Genomic DNA, 16,258 nt, shown 5'->3' with positions numbered 1-16,258 from the left:
AGCCTCAGGCGCCCTCGCGCTGCGCCTCGGCCGGCTGGGCCTCCTGGCCCCGGACCCGGAAGTCCAGCCGCCCGTCGGCCACATCGACGGTCACCTCGCCGCCCTCGGCCACCGTGCCGTTCAGCAGCAGCCGGGACAACTGGTTGTCCACCTCGCGCTGGATGGTGCGGCGCAGCGGACGCGCACCGTACTCCGGCTGGTGGCCGCGCTCGGCCAGCCAGTCCACGGCCGCCTCGGTGAACTCCACCGCCACGCCCTGGGCGTTGCTCAGTTCGCGCGTGCCGTTCAGCAACAGGTCGGTGATCCGGCGCAGTTGCTCGGGCGTGAGCTGGCGGAACACCACGATCTCGTCGATCCGGTTGAGGAACTCCGGCCGGAAGTGCTCCCGCAGCGGCCGCAGGATCTGCTCCCGCCGCGCCTCCTCGTCCGCGTCCGCGCCGCCCGGCCCGAAGCCGATCCCGGCACCGCGCCGGGTGATGACGTCCGAGCCCAGGTTGCTGGTCATCACGATCACGGTGTTGGTGAAGTCCACCGTCCGCCCCTGGGCGTCGGTCAGCCGGCCGTCGTCCAGCACCTGGAGCAGGATGTTGAACACGTCCGGGTGCGCCTTCTCCACCTCGTCCAGCAACAGCAGCGAGTACGGATGCCTGCGCACCACCTCGGTGAGCTGGCCCGCCTCCTCGTGACCGACGTAACCGGGCGGTGCCCCGACCAGCCGGGAGACGGTGTGCCGCTCCTGGTACTCGCTCATGTCGAGCCGCACCATGCGGTCCTCGCTGCCGAACAGCGACTCCGCAAGCGCCCGGGCCAGTTCGGTCTTGCCGACACCGGTCGGACCGAGGAACAGGAAGCTGCCGATCGGCCGGTCCGGGCTCGACAGCCCGGCGCGGGAACGCAGCACGGCGTCGGCGACCACGTTCACCGCCTCGTCCTGGCCGACGACCCGCTGGTGCAGATGCTCGTCCAGGCCGAGCAGCCGCTCCTTCTCCTCCTGGGTCAGCCGGCTCACCGGGACCCCGGTCTGCCGGGACACGACCTCGGCGATGGCCTCCGCCGTCACCTCGAGGTTCTGCCCCTCGACGGCCTCCCCGTCGTCGGCCGCCTCCGAGATCCGCCGCTGGAGATCGGCGATCCGGTCCCGCAACTGCGTGGCCTGCTCGTACTGTTCGTCCGCCACCGCCTGGTCCTTGTCCCGGACCAACTGCTCGGCCTCGCGCTCCATCGCGCGCACGTCCGCGCCCTTGGTCCGGGCGCCGAGCCGTACCCGCGCGCCCGCCTGGTCGATCAGGTCGATCGCCTTGTCCGGCAGCCGGCGGTCGGTGAGGTACCGGTCGGACAGCTCCACGGCGGCCGCGAGCGCCTCGTCCGAGTAGCGGACCTGGTGGTGGGCCTCGTAGCGGTCGCGCAGCCCGCGCAGGATCTCCAGCGCGTCCTCGACGGTCGGCTCCGGCACCTGGATCGGCTGGAACCTGCGGGCCAGCGCCGCGTCCTTCTCGATCCGCCGGAACTCCTCCAGCGTGGTCGCGCCGACGATGTGCAGCTCACCCCGGGCCAGGGCGGGCTTGAGGATGTTGCCCGCGTCCATCGCGCCGCCCTCGCCGCCGGTGCCCGCCCCGACGACGGTGTGCAGCTCGTCGATGAACACGACCAGCTTGTCCGAGTTGGCGCGGATCTCCTGCACGATGTTGTTCAGGCGCTCCTCGAAGTCGCCCCGGTAGCGGGTCCCGGCCACCACCGAGGTCAGGTCGAGCGCCACCACCCGGCGCTCCTCCAGGCCCTCGGGCACGTCGCCGTCCGCGATGCGCTGCGCCAGCCCCTCGACCACCGCCGTCTTGCCGACGCCCGCGTCACCGATCAGCACCGGGTTGTTCTTGCCGCGCCGGGACAGCACCTCGATGGTCTGCTCGATCTCCTTCTCCCTGCCGATGACCGGGTCGATACGGCCCTCGCGGGCCAGCTCGGTCAGATCGCGCCCGTACTTGTCCAGCGTCGGCGTGGAGGTCGGCCGGGGGCGGTCCTGGCGGCCCTGCGCGGTGTCCTGGGCCTCGGGCGGCACCGGGCCGCCCCGGAACCTGGCCGCGTGCAGGATGTGCCCGGCGGCCGAGTCGGGGTTCATCGCGAGGGCGCTCAGCACGTGCTCGGGGCCGATGTACCCGGCGCCGCTGGCCCGGGCCATCTCGTGCGCCTCCATCAGTGCCCGCTTGACGGCCGGGGTCAGGGAGAGTGCGGTCGGCGGCACCTTGCCCGGCTGGTGCTGCACGGGGCCGGCGCGGCCGTCGATCTCGGTGGCCATCGAGTCCGGGTTCGCCCCGGACCGGCTGAGCAGACTGCGGGTGGGCTCGCTGGACAGTGCCGCGCGCAGCAGGTGCTGGGTGTCGAGATCCCGGCTGCCGTGCTCGGCGGCGTACTGCGCGGCCCCCTTGACCAGCTCGCGCGCGGGCTGGCTCAGCAGGCGGCCGATGTCGATCTGGCGGGGGCCGCCGGGCTGGCCCTGGCCCCCGGTGCCGCCGAAGAAACGGGAGAAGAACTCCCCGAAGGGGTCGCCCTCCGGGCCGATGTAGCCGCTGGTCATCGTTTCCGTCCTTCGCAGACGACGTGCGGAACGGCCGGGTAACCCGGATCGGCCGCTCTTGCCACGATGGCACGAGGCGGGGTGAAGGGCACCCGCAGGCTTCGGCGGGGGACCGGACGGCCGAGCTGGCGGGTGTTCCGGGCTCTTCAGGGGGTGTCTCGTCGATCACTCCGGGCTCGCGGCGTCCTGACCCGGCCTGATCGACAAGACGTCCCCTAGGGGCTCCAGTGGATGAACGCCCTGGTCGGCGGCGGGTCCCTCACCCGCGGGGACCGTTGCCCCCGACCCCGCTAGGGGGCCGGGATCAGGGGCGGCTCCGGGAGATTCCGGTGCCGCGGTGTCCGCCGGAAGCCGAGCATGGAGTCATGACACGTCCGGGCAGCCGCAACTGGAGGCACCTTCTCGCGCCCACGGTCTGGGCAGCCATCGCCCTGGCCGTGAACGCGGCCTTGTGGGCGCCCATGGACACCGATCCGGAACTCAGCCCGCTCTCGCTGACCGTCAGCGACTTCGCCGCACTGGACCGGGGCGGCCCGATAGAGACCGGCATGGCCCTGCTGGGCGTGGCCTCGCTGCTGTTGCTGGCGGGGATGGCACGGGCGCTGCCGGTACGCGGGCTGCCCTCGGTGCTGCTGGCGGTCTGGGGGCTCGGTCTGGTCGTCGCCGCCGTGGTGCCCACCGACGCGCTGACCACCGACCTGAGCGGGTCGGCGTACGTCCACCGGTACGCCTCGGTCACCGCGTTCGTGGCACTGCCCGCCGCCGCTCTCCTCCTGGCCCGCCGCCTCGGCCCCGGCGAGCGCCGGGCCCGGTCCATACGCGTGCTGGGGTGGGCCGCGCTGGCCGGGGCCGCGGTGATGGCCTGCTCGGCGAACCTGGGCGACCGGGAGTTGATCGGCCTGGCCGAACGGGCCCTGCTCGGCTGCGAGATGGTCCTGCTCGGGGTGCTCGCCCTGTACGCGCGGGCGCCGCGTGCCGCTGGGCCGGTGCTGCCGGTGATGCCGGGGCGGCGGGAGGCACCCGAGGGGGAGCGCCTGGCCACGCGCGGCCGTGCGGGCAAGCGATGAGCGTTACGACGCCGTGCCCTGCCGTGCCGTCTCGCGTGCCGTCTCGCGTGCCGTGAGGATGCGCGGTCCCGCGTCCGTGATGGCCACCGTGTGCTCCACGTGCGCCGCGCGGGAGGCGTCGTTCGTGCGCAGGGTCCAGCCGTCGAGGTCGGGGTGGTAGTCGTCCTTGCCGCCGGCGATCAGCATCGGCTCGATCGCCAGGACCATCCCGTGGCGCAGCGGCATGCCCCGGCCGGGACGGCCCTCGTTCGGCACCCCGGGGTCCTCGTGCATCTTGCGTCCGATGCCGTGGCCGCCGAAGTCGGCGGGGATGCCGTATCCGGCCGCACGGCACACCGTGCCGATGGCGTGGGCGATGTCGCCGATGCGGTTGCCGACGACGGCCGCCCCGATCCCGGCCGCCAGTGCCCGCTCGGCCGTGTCGATCAGGGTCAGGTCCTCGTCGCGGGGGCGTCCGACCACGAAGCTGATCGCCGAGTCGCCGGCCCAGCCGTCCAGCAGCGCGCCGCAGTCCACGGAGAGGAGGTCGCCGTCGCGCAGGCGGTAGTCGCTCGGGATGCCGTGCACGATCGCGTCGTTCACCGAGGCGCAGATCACCGCCGGGAAGGGGGTCGGGGCGAAGGAGGGCCGGTACCCGAGGAAGGGCGAGGTCGCCCCGGCCTCGCGCAGCACCTCGCGTGCCACCTCGTCCAGTTCCCGCAGGCTCACGCCCACGTCGGCCGCGTCCCGTACCGCCGTCAGGGCACGCCCGACGACCTGGCCCGACGCGTACATGGCCTCGATGGAGGCGTCCGTCTTGAGTTCAACCATGCCAATTACTATACCGGTATTAGAATGGTGTCATGGTGCGCACCCCCCTGACCCCCGAAGAGCGCGAGCGCGGCGAACAGCTCGGCCGGCTGCTGCGCGAGGCGCGCGGCGCGCGGAGCATGACCGCGGTCGCCGCGGTCGCCGGCATCTCCGCCGAGACCCTCCGCAAGATCGAGACCGGCCGGGCACCGACCCCCGCGTTCTTCACCGTGGCGGCGCTGGCGCGGGCGCTCGGGCTCTCCATGGACGAACTGGTCGTCCGGTGCGCCCTGGTGCCCGTCTGAGCGGCGCCTCGTCGCGTTCCGCAAACCGTGCGTAGCAGGCCCGTAACACGCCTGGTGTTGCCTGGCTCCCGCAGTGCTGGCAATCGAGCGGGGGCCGGTCGATGGCGGAACAACTCGCGGCGGGGTCGGGGGAGTTCGGGTACTACCTGGACGGCCTCCTGGCCCGCTTGGACCAGGGCGCGGGCTGGTGCGGGGCCTTCTGGCAGCGCGACCCGGACGGTATGCGCGCCTGCCGCGAGGGGCGCGAGGTGCCTCCGTGGGACGTGGTGGACGCCCTGCTGCGCGACCTGGCGGCGACGTACGGCACGGAACCGGCCCTCGCCGAACGGGAGCGAGCCCGCATCCTGCACGCGGGCGCCCTCACCGCGTACGACGCCCGCCCCGGCGCCCACGACATCCTGACCCGCCGCCTGCACGGCACGCTCCGCGAGCGCCACGACGCCGGTGAGCGCGAGGCCGCCCTGACGCACCGTCTCACCGAGGCGCGGACGGAGGTCGAGGCGGAGTCCCTCCGTGTCGACCTTGCCTGGGCCCGGGACGACCGCCACCGGGCCACGGCCCGCTGCGCGGAACTCCGGGACCGGCTGGCCCGCATCCCCACCGCCCGCCCTGGCCCGTACCCCCCTGTCCAGGCGGCGCCCGCCCCGGATGCCGCTGGAGCCCCGTCCGGCCCGCTCCGCGCGAGCGCCGGCCGTCCGGACGCCGCCGCTGTCGCCATGGGTGGCGGTCCGGTCGCACCTGACTCCGCCCTCGTCGGTCCGGCAGCTCCCGGCGGCGAGGGTCACGCGTCTCCCTTAACTCCCGCCCCCGCCAGACCCCGCAAGCGCCGCCGAGGCAGCGCCCGTTTCGCCGGGCTGGACGAGGACACCCCCGCCCCGCTCGTCCTCCCCGGAGCCCCCGCCCCGCAGGACGACCCCGACCTCACCCCCCGAGGCGCCCGCTTCGCCGGAGCGGAGGCGGAGGAGACGCCGGGCGGTGACCGGACGGAACCCGTACCCGATGCCGACGATCACCGTGCCGTGGCCCACGCCGTCGCGCAGCTCGCAGCACTCCGCGCCGGGGGCCGCAGCGGTGAGGCGCACATACTCCTGGCGGAAGCCGCCCGCTGGCCCGCCGTACGTCTCCCGCTCCTGGCGGACGCCCTCACCCGCGCCGGCCGGGACGCGGACTGGGCCACCCTGCGATGGGAGGCGGCCGCGCTGCCGGCGGGGCAACTGGTCGAAGCGGCAGCCGCGTTGGAATCGGCGGGCCGGGCCGGCGAAGGCGACCGCCTGCTGCGGGAGGGCGCCGCCCGCCCACCGGAGGAGACCGGCGCGGCGGTCGCACGACTCGATGCCGAGGGCCGTACCCGCGATGCCCGGACCCTCCTGGACGCCTGTGTCCGTGCCCGCACCCCCGAGGACGCGGCCCGCACCGCCGCCGCGGCCCCCGGACGGATCGCCCCCCTCCTCCTGCAAGCCGCCCGCCACGTCTCCGAGGAACACCACCGGGACCTCCTGCACGCCCTCCGGGTCGCCGGGATCACCCACTGACCGGCCCCCGCTCACCCGCAGGGGTGTGAAACGGGATCGAATCAGCGGGTTGGCGACGATGGTCTTGGCAAGGGCGTCCAAGAGGCTTACTTTCGTCCCTCTACGGCCCGTTTCTACGGGCGTAGAGGCTCGGACGCCGCGTCGAAGGAGCAGCTCATGGCCAACGTCGTACGTGCCGCACTGGTTCAGGCCACCTGGACCGGCGACACCGAGTCCATGATCGACAAGCATGAGGAGTACGCCCGCGAGGCGGCGGCCCAGGGCGCGAAGATCATCGGGTTCCAGGAAGTCTTCAACGCCCCCTACTTCTGCCAGGTGCAGGAGCCAGAGCACTACCGCTGGGCGGAACCGGTGCCGGACGGGCCGACCGTGAGCCGGATGCGGGACCTGGCGGCCGAGACCGGCATGGTGATCATCGCCCCGGTCTTCGAGGTCGACGGCTCCGGTTTCTACTACAACACCGCCGCCGTGATCGACGCGGACGGCAGCTACCTGGGCAAGTACCGCAAGCACCACATCCCCCAGGTCAAGGGCTTCTGGGAGAAGTACTACTTCAAACCCGGAAACCTCGGCTGGCCCGTCTTCGACACGGCGGTCGGCAAGGTCGGCGTCTACATCTGCTACGACCGCCACTTCCCCGAGGGCTGGCGCCAACTGGGACTCAACGGAGCCCAGTTGGTCTACAACCCGTCAGCGACCCACCGCGGTCTCTCCTCCCACCTCTGGCAGTTGGAGCAGCCCGCCGCGGCCGTCGCCAACGAGTACTTCGTCGCCGCCATCAACCGCGTCGGCCAGGAGGAGTACGGCGACAACGACTTCTACGGCACCTCGTACTTCGTCGACCCGCGCGGCCGCTTCGTCGGCGAGGTCGCCGACGACAAGGCCGAGGAACTCGTCGTACGCGACCTGGACTTCGACCTCATCGACGAGGTCCGGCAGCAGTGGGCGTTCTACCGCGACCGCCGCCCCGACACCTACGAGGGGCTGGTGAACCCGTGAACGACCTGTACGCCCGCCACCGTGGTGTCATGCCCGACTGGCTCGCCCTCTACTACGACCGGCCGCTGGAGATCACCCACGGCGAGGGCCGCCACGTCTGGGACGCCGAGGGAAACCGCTACCTGGACTTCTTCGGCGGCATCCTCACCACCATGACCGCGCACGCCCTGCCCGAGGTCACCAAGGCGGTCAGCGAGCAGGCCGGCCGCATCATCCACTCCTCGACCCTCTACCTCAACCGCCCGATGGTCGAACTGGCCGAGCGCGTGGCCATGTTGAGCGGAATCCCGGACGCGCGGGTCTTCTTCACCACCTCCGGCACCGAGGCCAACGACACGGCGATGCTGCTCGCCACCACCTACCGCCAGGGCAACACCGTCCTGGCGATGCGCAACAGCTACCACGGCCGTTCCTTCGGCGCGGTCGGCATGACCGGCAACCGCGCCTGGTCCCCGACCACCCTGTCCCCGCTCCAGACCCTCTACGTGCACGGCGGCGTCCGCAGCCGGGGCCCGTACGCGGACCTCGACGACCGCGCGTTCATCGACGCCTGCGTGGCCGACCTGCGCGACCTCCTCGGCCAGACCCGGCCCCCGGTCGCGCTGATCGCCGAACCCATCCAGGGCGTCGGCGGCTTCACCTCCCCGCCGGACGGCCTGTACGCCGCCTTCCGCGAGGTGCTGGACGAGCACGGCATCCTCTGGATCTCCGACGAGGTCCAGACCGGCTGGGGCCGCACCGGCGAGCATTTCTGGGGCTGGCAGGCACACGGCCGGAGCGGCCCGCCGGACATCGTCACCTTCGCCAAGGGCATCGGCAACGGCATGTCCATCGGCGGGGTGATCGCCCGCTCCGAGATCATGAACTGCATCGACGCCAACAGCATCTCCACCTTCGGCGGCACCCAGATCACCATGACCGCCGGTCTCGCCAACCTCGCCTACCACCTCGAACACGACCTCCAGGGCAACGCCCGCCGGGTCGGCGGCCTGCTCATCGAGCTGCTGCGCGCCGTCACCGCCGGACTGCCCGGCGTCCGCGAGGTGCGCGGCCGGGGCCTGATGATCGGCGTCGAACTGGTGAAGCCGGGCACCGACCAGGCCGATCCGGCCGCAGCGGCCGCCGTACTGGAGACGGCCCGCGCGAACGGCCTGCTCATCGGCAAGGGCGGCGGCCACGACACCAGCGCCCTGCGCATCGCCCCGCCGCTGACGCTCACCGTCGCGGAGGCCGAGGAAGGCGCGGCGATCCTCGAGAACGCGCTGAGGAGCACGTACTAGAGAACGAGGTACAGCGATGACCACCACCTCGGAGTTCCGGCACGCCTCCCGGCCGGAGGAACCGGCCCTGTCCGTCCGGCAGGTGCTCACGCTGGAACGGGTGCTCGCCGGGGAGCCCGAGGTGGTGGCCGGGGCCGGCGGGCTCGACCGGGCCGTGCGCTGGGTGCACGTGGCCGAGGCCGCCGACGTGGGCGTGATGCTCAGCGGCGGCGAGATGGTGCTCACCACCGGGGTGCTGCTCGCCGGGGACGAGGCCAAGCAGACCGCGTACATCCAGTCGCTGCACCGGGCGGAGGCCGCCGCCGTCGTCCTCGGGCTCGGCCGCGCCTTCCCCACACCGCCCGAGGTGATGCGCCGGGCCGCCGAGCGGTGCGGGCTGCCGCTGGTCGTCCTGCACCGGCCCTTCCCCTTCGCCGAACTCACCGAAGAGGTCCAGTCCCGGCTGGTACGGCGGAAGTTCGCCGCCGTCAGCCTCTCCGAGGCCGTCCGCACCGGCCTCACCGCGCTGATCACCTCCGGCGCCCCGCTGCAGCGTCTCCTGGACGAGGTCGCCCAGCACAGCGGCTGTCCGGTCGTCCTCACCAACCTCGCCCACCGCGTCCTCGCCACGGCGGGGGAGCGGCCTGCCGTGGACGACGTGCTGCGCGACTGGGAGCGCATCGCCCGGCAGGCCGGGGGCAGCGAGGGCGACGGCTGGGTCCGCGCCGAGCTGGGCGGCCGCGGGGAGCGCTGGGGCAGGCTGCTGCTGTGCGGCTACCGGGGCGACACGGCCACCGGGCGCCTCCTGGCCGACCGGGCCGCCGAGGCGCTGGTGCTGCACCGGATGCTCGGCGCCGGCTCCGGCCGGACCTGGGAGGAGCAGTCCGCGCACGGGCTGCTGACCGACCTCGCCGCCGGGACCGTACCCGCCCGCCATCTGCTGCCCAGGGCGCGCGCGGCCGGACTCCCCGTCAACCGGCGCACGTTCGTGCCGCTCGTCGTGCCGGGCGCCGAACCTGCCCGGCTGGAGCGGGTGTTGCGCACCCTGGGGCTGACCGGGCTGGTCGCGGAGCTGGCCGACGGCGCCACCGCCGTACTGCTCAGCCTCGCCCGCGACCAGGACGCGGAAGCGCTCACCGCGCGCCTGGCCGCGCGGCTGCGCACCCCCGAGCATCCGGACACGGTGATCGCCGCCGCCGACCCCCGTACCTGCTGGGACGACGTGCCCGCCGGACTGCGCGAGGCCCGGCACGTCGCGGACGCCGTCGCCGGGGCCGCCCTCGACCCGCCGGCCGTGGTCCGGCTGCGGGACGTGCACCTGCGCGGGCTGGTCCGGCTGCTGCGCGACGACCCGCAGGTGCAGTCCTTCGCCGAACGCGAGCTGGACGGCCTGCTGTGCGGCGGCGGCCGTGAGCTGCTGGACGTGCTGCGCACCTATCTGGCGACCGGCCGCAACAAGTCCCGCACCGCCCAGCTCCACCACGTCTCCCGGCCCGCCCTGTACCGCCGGCTAGAGGCCATACAGACGCGGCTCGGGATCGACCTGGACGACTTCGAACAGGCGGCCTCCGTGCACATCGCACTCCTCGCGCACGATGCGCAACAGGGCTGAAACATGCCACGACCTGCGAAAACGGCGGTGAAACATGTCCACGGGAACACGTGACACGGTGGCACGGCCACGCCCCGCAGACGTGACACGCTGCCACTCAAACCGGCCCCGCGACCTTCCTAGGCTCCCCTTGAGTCGAGCTACCGGAGGTCCCGATGAGCCGAGTGATCCGCGCCGCCCTCTTCCAGACGGCCTGGACGGGCGACAAGGAATCCATGATCCAGGTGCACGAGCAGGCGGCCCGCGACGCCGCCGCCCAGGGCGCCCAGGTCCTCTGCTTCCAGGAGCTGTTCTACGGCCCCTACTTCTGCCAGGTGCAGGACAAGGCGTTCTACGAGTACGCCGAGCAGATCCCCGAGGGCCCCACCGTCCGCCGCTTCCAGGCGCTGGCGAAGGAACTGGGCATCGTCCTGGTGCTGCCCATGTACGAGGAGGAGCAGCCCGGCGTCCTCTACAACACCGCCGCCGTGATCGACGCGGACGGCTCCTACCTCGGCAAGTACCGCAAGACCCACATCCCCCAGGTCCAGGGATTCTGGGAGAAGTTCTACTTCCGTCCCGGCAACAGCGGCTGGCCCGTCTTCGACACCGCCGTCGGCCGGATCGGCGTCTACATCTGCTACGACCGCCACTTCCCGGAAGGCTGGCGGGCGTTGGGCCTGGCCGGAGCCGAGATCGTCTTCAACCCCTCGGCCACCTCGCGCGGACTCTCCCGCTACCTCTGGCAGTTGGAGCAGCCGGCGGCGGCCGTCGCCAACGAGTACTTCGTCGGCGCCATCAACCGGGTCGGCGTGGAGGACCTGGGCGACAACGACTTCTACGGCACCACGTACTTCGTGGACCCGGAGGCCCAGTTCGTCGGCGAGGTCGCGAGCGACAAGGAGACCGAACTCGTCGTACGCGACCTCGACATGGCGAAGCTGCGCGAGGTCCGCGACCGCTGGCAGTTCTACCGCGACCGCGAGCCGGGCACGTACGGCCCGCTGACGGCGCCGTAACCGACAGGTCCTGTCCAGAAGGCCGTTCGATCCAGGAGTAGGAGCATGGGCACCCGTACCCTCATCCGCAACGGTCTCGTCATCACCGCCTCCGACGAGATCCACGCCGACGTACTGATCGAGGACGGCCGTATCGCCGCCCTCGCCGCCTCCGGCACCCCCGCCGCCGAGGCGTTCACCGCGGACCGGACCATCGACGCGACCGGGAAGTACGTCATCCCGGGCGGAGTCGACGGCCACACCCACATGGAGATGCCGTTCGGCGGCACCTACGCCGCCGACACCTTCGAGACCGGCACCCGCGCGGCAGCCTGGGGCGGCACCACCACCATCGTGGACTTCGCCATCCAGAGCGTCGGCAGCACCCTGCGCGAGGGACTGGACGCCTGGCACCAGAAGGCCGAGGGCAACTGCGCCATCGACTACGGCTTCCACATGATCGTCTCCGATGTGAACCAGGAGACGCTCAAGGAGATGGACCTGCTGGTCGAGGAGGGCGTGACCTCGTTCAAGCAGTTCATGGCCTATCCGGGGGTCTTCTACTCCGACGACGGCCAGATCCTGCGGGCCATGCAGAGGGCCGCCGAGAACGGCGGGCTGATCATGATGCACGCCGAGAACGGCATCGCCATCGACGTCCTGGTCGAGCAGGCCCTCGCACGCGGCGAGACCGACCCCCGCTACCACGGAGAGGTCCGCAAGGCCCTGCTGGAGGCCGAGGCCACCCACCGCGCGATCAAACTGGCCCAGGTCGCCGGCGCGCCGCTGTACGTCGTGCACGTCTCGGCGCAGGAGGCGGTGGCCGAGCTGACGCGGGCCCGCGACGAGGGTCTGAACGTCTTCGGCGAGACCTGCCCGCAGTACCTGTTCCTGTCCACCGACAACCTCGCCGAGCCGGACTTCGAGGGCGCCAAGTACGTGTGCAGCACCCCGCTGCGGCCCAAGGACCACCAGGCCGCACTCTGGCGGGGCCTGCGCACCAACGACCTCCAGGTGGTCTCCACCGACCACTGCCCGTTCTGCTTCTCCGGCCAGAAGGAGCTGGGCCGCGGCGACTTCTCCAAGATCCCCAACGGGATGCCGGGTGTGGAGAACCGCATGGACCTCCTCCACCAGGCCGTGGTCGACGGCCACATCTCGCGCCGCCGCTGGATCGAGATCGCCTGCGCCACCCCGGCCCGCATGTTCGGTATGTACCCGAAGAAGGGCACCATCGCGCCCGGCGCCGACGCCGACGTGGTGATCTACGACCCGCACGCCGAGCAGGTGATCTCGGCCGAGACGCACCACATGAACGTCGACTACTCGGCGTACGAGGGCAAGCGGATCACCGGCCGGGTCGAGACGGTCCTCTCGCGCGGCGTCCCCGTGATCACCGACCGGGAGTACACCGGCCACGCCGGGCACGGCGCCTACACCCCCCGCTCCACCTGTCAGTACCTCAACTAGGAGTCGTGCCCATGGACTTCGGACTAGTCCTCCAGACCGACCCGCCGGCCTCCCGAGTCATCGACCTGATGAAGCGGGCCGAGCGCAACGGCTTCACCCACGGCTGGACCTTCGACTCGGCCGTGCTCTGGCAGGAACCGTTCGTCATCTACAGCCAGATCCTGGCGAACACCGACAGGCTGACCGTCGGCCCGATGGTCACCAATCCCGGCACCCGCACCTGGGAGGTCACCGCCTCCACCTTCGCCACCCTCAACGACATGTACGGCAACCGCACGGTGTGCGGCATCGGCCGCGGCGACTCCGCGATGCGCGTCGCGGGCCGCAAGCCCAACACCCTCGCCCGGATCAGCGAGGCCATGAAGGTCATCCGCGCCCTCGGCCGGGGCGAGGAGGCCGACCTGGGCGGTACCCCGATCCGGCTGCCCTGGGTGCGGGAGGGCGCCGAACTCCCCGTCTGGATGGCCGCGTACGGGCCCAAGGCGCTGAAGATGACCGGCGAGGAGGCCGACGGCTTCATCCTCCAGCTCGCCGACCTCTACCTCACCGAGTTCATGGTGAAGGCCGTCAAGGACGCGGCCGTGGCCGCCGGCCGCGACCCGGACGAGGTCACCATCTGCGTGGCCGCCCCCGCCTACGTCACCGACGACGACTCGCCCGAGGCCCTCGCCCACGCCCGCGAGCAGTGCCGCTGGTTCGGCGGCATGGTCGGCAACCACGTGGCCGACCTCGTCTCCCGCTACGGCGAGCACTCCGCGCAGATCCCCGACGAACTCACCGAGTACATCAAGGCCCGCCAGGGCTACGACTACGCCCACCACGGACGCAGCGGCAACCCCGACACCCAGTTCGTGCCCGACGAGATCGTGGACCGCTTCTGCCTGATCGGCCCGGTCGAGACCCACATCGAGAAGCTGAACGCCCTGCGCGCCCTGGGCGTGGACCAGTTCGCGGTGTACGACATGCACGACGCGCAGGAGGCCACCATCGACGCCTACGGCACGAAGGTGATCCCCGCCGTCAACGCCTGAGCACGGCAGGCGAATCGAACTCCCCCTTCCCGCGTGACGCGCGGGAAGGGGGCCAGGACGCCCGTACGGAACCCTTACGGGACGCACCCCCCCCGCACGGCCTGTCCCGACCCTCCCATCCGATTGGCCTGCACCATGACCGATACAGCTCCCACGGCCATACCACCGTCCGACCAAGTCACCCTCGCCGACGGCCGGGTGGAGATCGCCCCCGGCACACCCCGGCCCAGCGGCCCCTACGCCAACGAGGACCTGCTCCCGGTACCCGCGTCCCAGCGGACCTGGACGACGTACAACTTCTCCGCGCTGTGGGTCGGCATGGCCCACAACACCGCCTCCTGGACGCTCGCTTCGGGACTCATCGCGGTCGGCATGGACTGGAAACAGGCCGTGTTCACCATCGCCCTGGCCAACCTGATCGTGCTGGTGCCGATGCTGCTCACCGGGCACGCGGGACCGAAGTACGGCATCCCCTTCCCCGTCTTCGCCCGCGCCTCCTTCGGGGTGCGCGGCGCCAACCTGCCTGCTGTCGTACGGGCGTTGGTGGCGTGTGGCTGGTTCGGCATCCAGACCTGGATCGGCGGCGAGGCCATCTACTTCCTGGCCGGCAAGCTGATCGGCGACCGCTGGTCCGGCGCCTCGCACATCGGCGGCTACGCCTGGACCATGTGGCTCTCCTTCGCCATCTTCTGGGCGATCCAGGTGGCCATCATCCTGCGGGGCATGGAGACCATCCGCCGCTTCGAGAACTGGGCCGCGCCCTTCGTGCTGGTCGGGGCGTTCGTGATGCTGTGGTGGATGAGCGACCAGGCCGGGGGAGTCGGCCCGCTCTTCGACCAGCCGTCCAAGCTGGGCTGGGGCGGTGACTTCTGGAAGCTGTTCTGGCCCTCCCTGATGGGCATGATCGGCTTCTGGTCCACCCTCTCCCTGAACATCCCCGACTTCACCCGCTACGGCCGCAGCCAGCGCGCGCAGACCCTCGGCCAGGCTTTCGGTCTGCCCACGACCATGACCCTCTTCGCGTTCCTTTCGGTCCTGGTCACCTCCGGCTCGCAGGCGGTGTACGGCGAGCCGGTCTGGGACCCGGTCCAGCTCGCCGCCAAGACCGACAACGTGGTGGGCCTGATCTACGCCCTGGTCACCGTCCTGGTGGCGACCCTCTCCGTGAACATCGCGGCCAACCTGGTCTCCCCGGCCTTCGACTTCTCCAACGTCGCGCCGCGCAAGATCAGTTTCCGCACCGGCGCGCTGATCACCGCCGTCCTCGCGGTGCTGATCTTCCCGTGGCGGCTGTACTCCGACCCGCAGGGCTACATCTTCACCTGGCTCGGCCTGGTCGGCGGCCTGCTCGGCACGGTGGCGGGCATCCTGGTCGCCGACTACTGGTTCCTGCGCCGCACCCGCCTCGACCTGGCCGACCTGTACCGGGCGGGCGGGCGTTACTGGTACGCGGGCGGCTGGAACTGGCGGGCGGTGGTGGCCTTCGTGGTGGGCGGCGTCCTCGCCGTCGGCGGGGCCGACTTCCAACCGCTGATCGACGGCCGCCCGATCCCGGCCCTCAGCGCACTGTCCGACTACGGCTGGGCGGTCGGGCTCGGCACCTCGCTGGTGCTGTACGTGGCGCTGACCCTGGCGAGCGGCAAGAAGACTGCGCAAACGCCGAGTTGACGCAGTGAGCCCCGGTGGCCGAGGTGCGGCTGCCGGGGCTTCCTTCCTACTTGGCGCCGCCGCGCAGGGCCGCCACCGCGTCCTTGGCCGCCTTGATGGCGCCCTTGTTGATCTCGGCCGTCGCGGGGGCCTTCTTGTTCTCGAAGTCGCTGCCGCTGTAGGTGATGACCACCAGCGCGTTGGCGACGTGGGCCAGCACCACGCCCTCGCGGGTCTGCTGCTTGTCCTCCGTGGTGAGGTTCACGACGGAGTAGCCGCCGTCCCCGAGACCGGGCACGGCTCCGCCGCCGCTCTTCTCGCCGACCCGCTGCTCGTACTCCTTGGCCGCTGCCTCGTCGGAGGCGGCGACCTCGTAGGAGACGTCCAGCCAGCGGTAGTCGTAGCCCTTGAGCGCGTTCCAGGAGCAGGTGCGGCGCAGCCGGGAGTCGGTGGACGGTATCTCCTTGCCCGCCGTCTTCGCGCCGGGCACCAGTGACTTCACGGTGGCGACGGGCACTCCGGTGCAGGGCGCGGGCGCCGCGTCGTAGGTCTTGGCGGCGGGCGCGGCCGAGGAGGCGGCAGGCGCGGCGGAGTCACCGGCAGACGTCGGACTCCCCCCAGCAGGACCGGAGTTGGCGGTGGCGGCAGGACCCGAGGTGAGGGCCCAGCCCGCGACGGCCAGCACGACGACCGGGGACAGACGAGCGGTGAGGGCGAGCGGCAGAGGCAGAGATCGCACGGCGCACTTCTCGTGGGGGAGGGGGTGGTGGAAGGGGTCCGCAGGGGCGGGGGACGACAGTGTCACACGACGGGTCCGTGACACGGAAGCCCGAACTCGCTGTGTGCTCGACCGGTGACCGGGGCCGTGTACCGGGGAGTTGCGTATCGCCCTTTTCCTCCCTGCCCGCTGTGCGTCTTCCGCCTGCGGAACGGAAGGCGTGTGATTGGCATGGACCTGTTGTGAAGGTGCCGCTAGGCTCTGCCCCGCACTGATGAGA

At 71.8% G+C, this 16,258-nt stretch carries 13 protein-coding genes; 10 read left to right on the top strand and 3 right to left on the bottom strand.

What is annotated here, in order from left to right:
- Nucleotides 1-4: 4 nt before the first annotated feature.
- Nucleotides 5-2,572, bottom strand: a complete 2,568-nt coding sequence (locus HEK131_RS20305; RefSeq protein ID WP_244336457.1) for an ATP-dependent Clp protease ATP-binding subunit — start codon at nt 2,570-2,572, stop codon at nt 5-7.
- Nucleotides 2,573-2,937: 365 nt separating this feature from the next.
- On the opposite strand from HEK131_RS20305, the gene HEK131_RS20300 reads away from it, so the two are divergent.
- On the top strand, nt 2,938-3,639 hold the full coding sequence (locus HEK131_RS20300) for a DUF998 domain-containing protein (RefSeq protein ID WP_244336456.1): 702 nt from the start codon (nt 2,938-2,940) through the stop codon (nt 3,637-3,639).
- 3 nt (nt 3,640-3,642) lie between these two features.
- Here the strand turns inward: HEK131_RS20300 and map are convergent, their stop codons facing one another.
- The gene (gene map / locus HEK131_RS20295; protein WP_217465266.1) at nt 3,643-4,449 is read right to left on the bottom strand and encodes a type I methionyl aminopeptidase; all 807 of its coding nucleotides are present in this window, start codon (nt 4,447-4,449) and stop codon (nt 3,643-3,645) included.
- 32 nt (nt 4,450-4,481) lie between these two features.
- Here map and HEK131_RS20290 point away from each other — a divergent pair, with 32 nt between their 5' ends.
- The 9 genes from HEK131_RS20290 (at nt 4,482) to HEK131_RS20250 (ending at nt 15,281) form a co-directional block, all read left to right on the top strand.
- Nucleotides 4,482-4,733: a helix-turn-helix domain-containing protein gene (locus HEK131_RS20290; RefSeq protein WP_217465265.1), complete on the top strand. Its 252-nt coding sequence runs from the start codon at nt 4,482-4,484 to the stop codon at nt 4,731-4,733.
- A gap of 101 nt (nt 4,734-4,834) precedes the next feature.
- The gene (locus HEK131_RS20285) at nt 4,835-6,265 is read left to right on the top strand and encodes a hypothetical protein (protein WP_244336455.1); all 1,431 of its coding nucleotides are present in this window, start codon (nt 4,835-4,837) and stop codon (nt 6,263-6,265) included.
- 156 nt (nt 6,266-6,421) lie between these two features.
- On the top strand, nt 6,422-7,264 hold the full coding sequence (locus tag HEK131_RS20280) for a nitrilase-related carbon-nitrogen hydrolase (protein ID WP_244336454.1): 843 nt from the start codon (nt 6,422-6,424) through the stop codon (nt 7,262-7,264).
- Between the two features lie 29 nt (nt 7,265-7,293).
- Complete coding sequence (locus HEK131_RS20275) at nt 7,294-8,544, top strand: aspartate aminotransferase family protein (RefSeq protein ID WP_244336453.1); 1,251 nt, start codon at nt 7,294-7,296, stop codon at nt 8,542-8,544.
- A 16-nt stretch (nt 8,545-8,560) separates the two neighbouring features.
- A complete protein-coding gene (locus HEK131_RS20270; RefSeq protein ID WP_244336452.1) occupies nt 8,561-10,135 on the top strand; it encodes a PucR family transcriptional regulator in 1,575 nt (524 codons plus the stop codon).
- Between the two features lie 155 nt (nt 10,136-10,290).
- Nucleotides 10,291-11,133, top strand: coding sequence for a nitrilase-related carbon-nitrogen hydrolase (locus HEK131_RS20265; protein WP_217465260.1), 843 nt, complete (start codon nt 10,291-10,293; stop codon nt 11,131-11,133).
- A gap of 45 nt (nt 11,134-11,178) precedes the next feature.
- Complete coding sequence (gene hydA / locus HEK131_RS20260) at nt 11,179-12,582, top strand: dihydropyrimidinase (protein WP_244336451.1); 1,404 nt, start codon at nt 11,179-11,181, stop codon at nt 12,580-12,582.
- Nucleotides 12,583-12,593: 11 nt separating this feature from the next.
- On the top strand, nt 12,594-13,613 hold the full coding sequence (locus tag HEK131_RS20255) for a TIGR03842 family LLM class F420-dependent oxidoreductase (protein ID WP_244336450.1): 1,020 nt from the start codon (nt 12,594-12,596) through the stop codon (nt 13,611-13,613).
- A gap of 135 nt (nt 13,614-13,748) precedes the next feature.
- The gene (locus HEK131_RS20250; RefSeq protein ID WP_244336449.1) at nt 13,749-15,281 is read left to right on the top strand and encodes an NCS1 family nucleobase:cation symporter-1; all 1,533 of its coding nucleotides are present in this window, start codon (nt 13,749-13,751) and stop codon (nt 15,279-15,281) included.
- Between the two features lie 46 nt (nt 15,282-15,327).
- On the opposite strand, the gene HEK131_RS20245 is transcribed toward HEK131_RS20250, so the two are convergent.
- Nucleotides 15,328-15,999: a hypothetical protein gene (locus tag HEK131_RS20245; protein ID WP_244336448.1), complete on the bottom strand. Its 672-nt coding sequence runs from the start codon at nt 15,997-15,999 to the stop codon at nt 15,328-15,330.
- Between the last annotated feature and the right edge of the window lie 259 nt (nt 16,000-16,258).

Origin of the sequence: Streptomyces seoulensis, assembly GCF_022846655.1 — a bacterium.
Lineage (GTDB): Bacteria > Actinomycetota > Actinomycetes > Streptomycetales > Streptomycetaceae > Streptomyces.
Note: the sequence above shows the minus strand (reverse complement) of the source record. Positions and strands in the feature narration are given on the sequence as shown.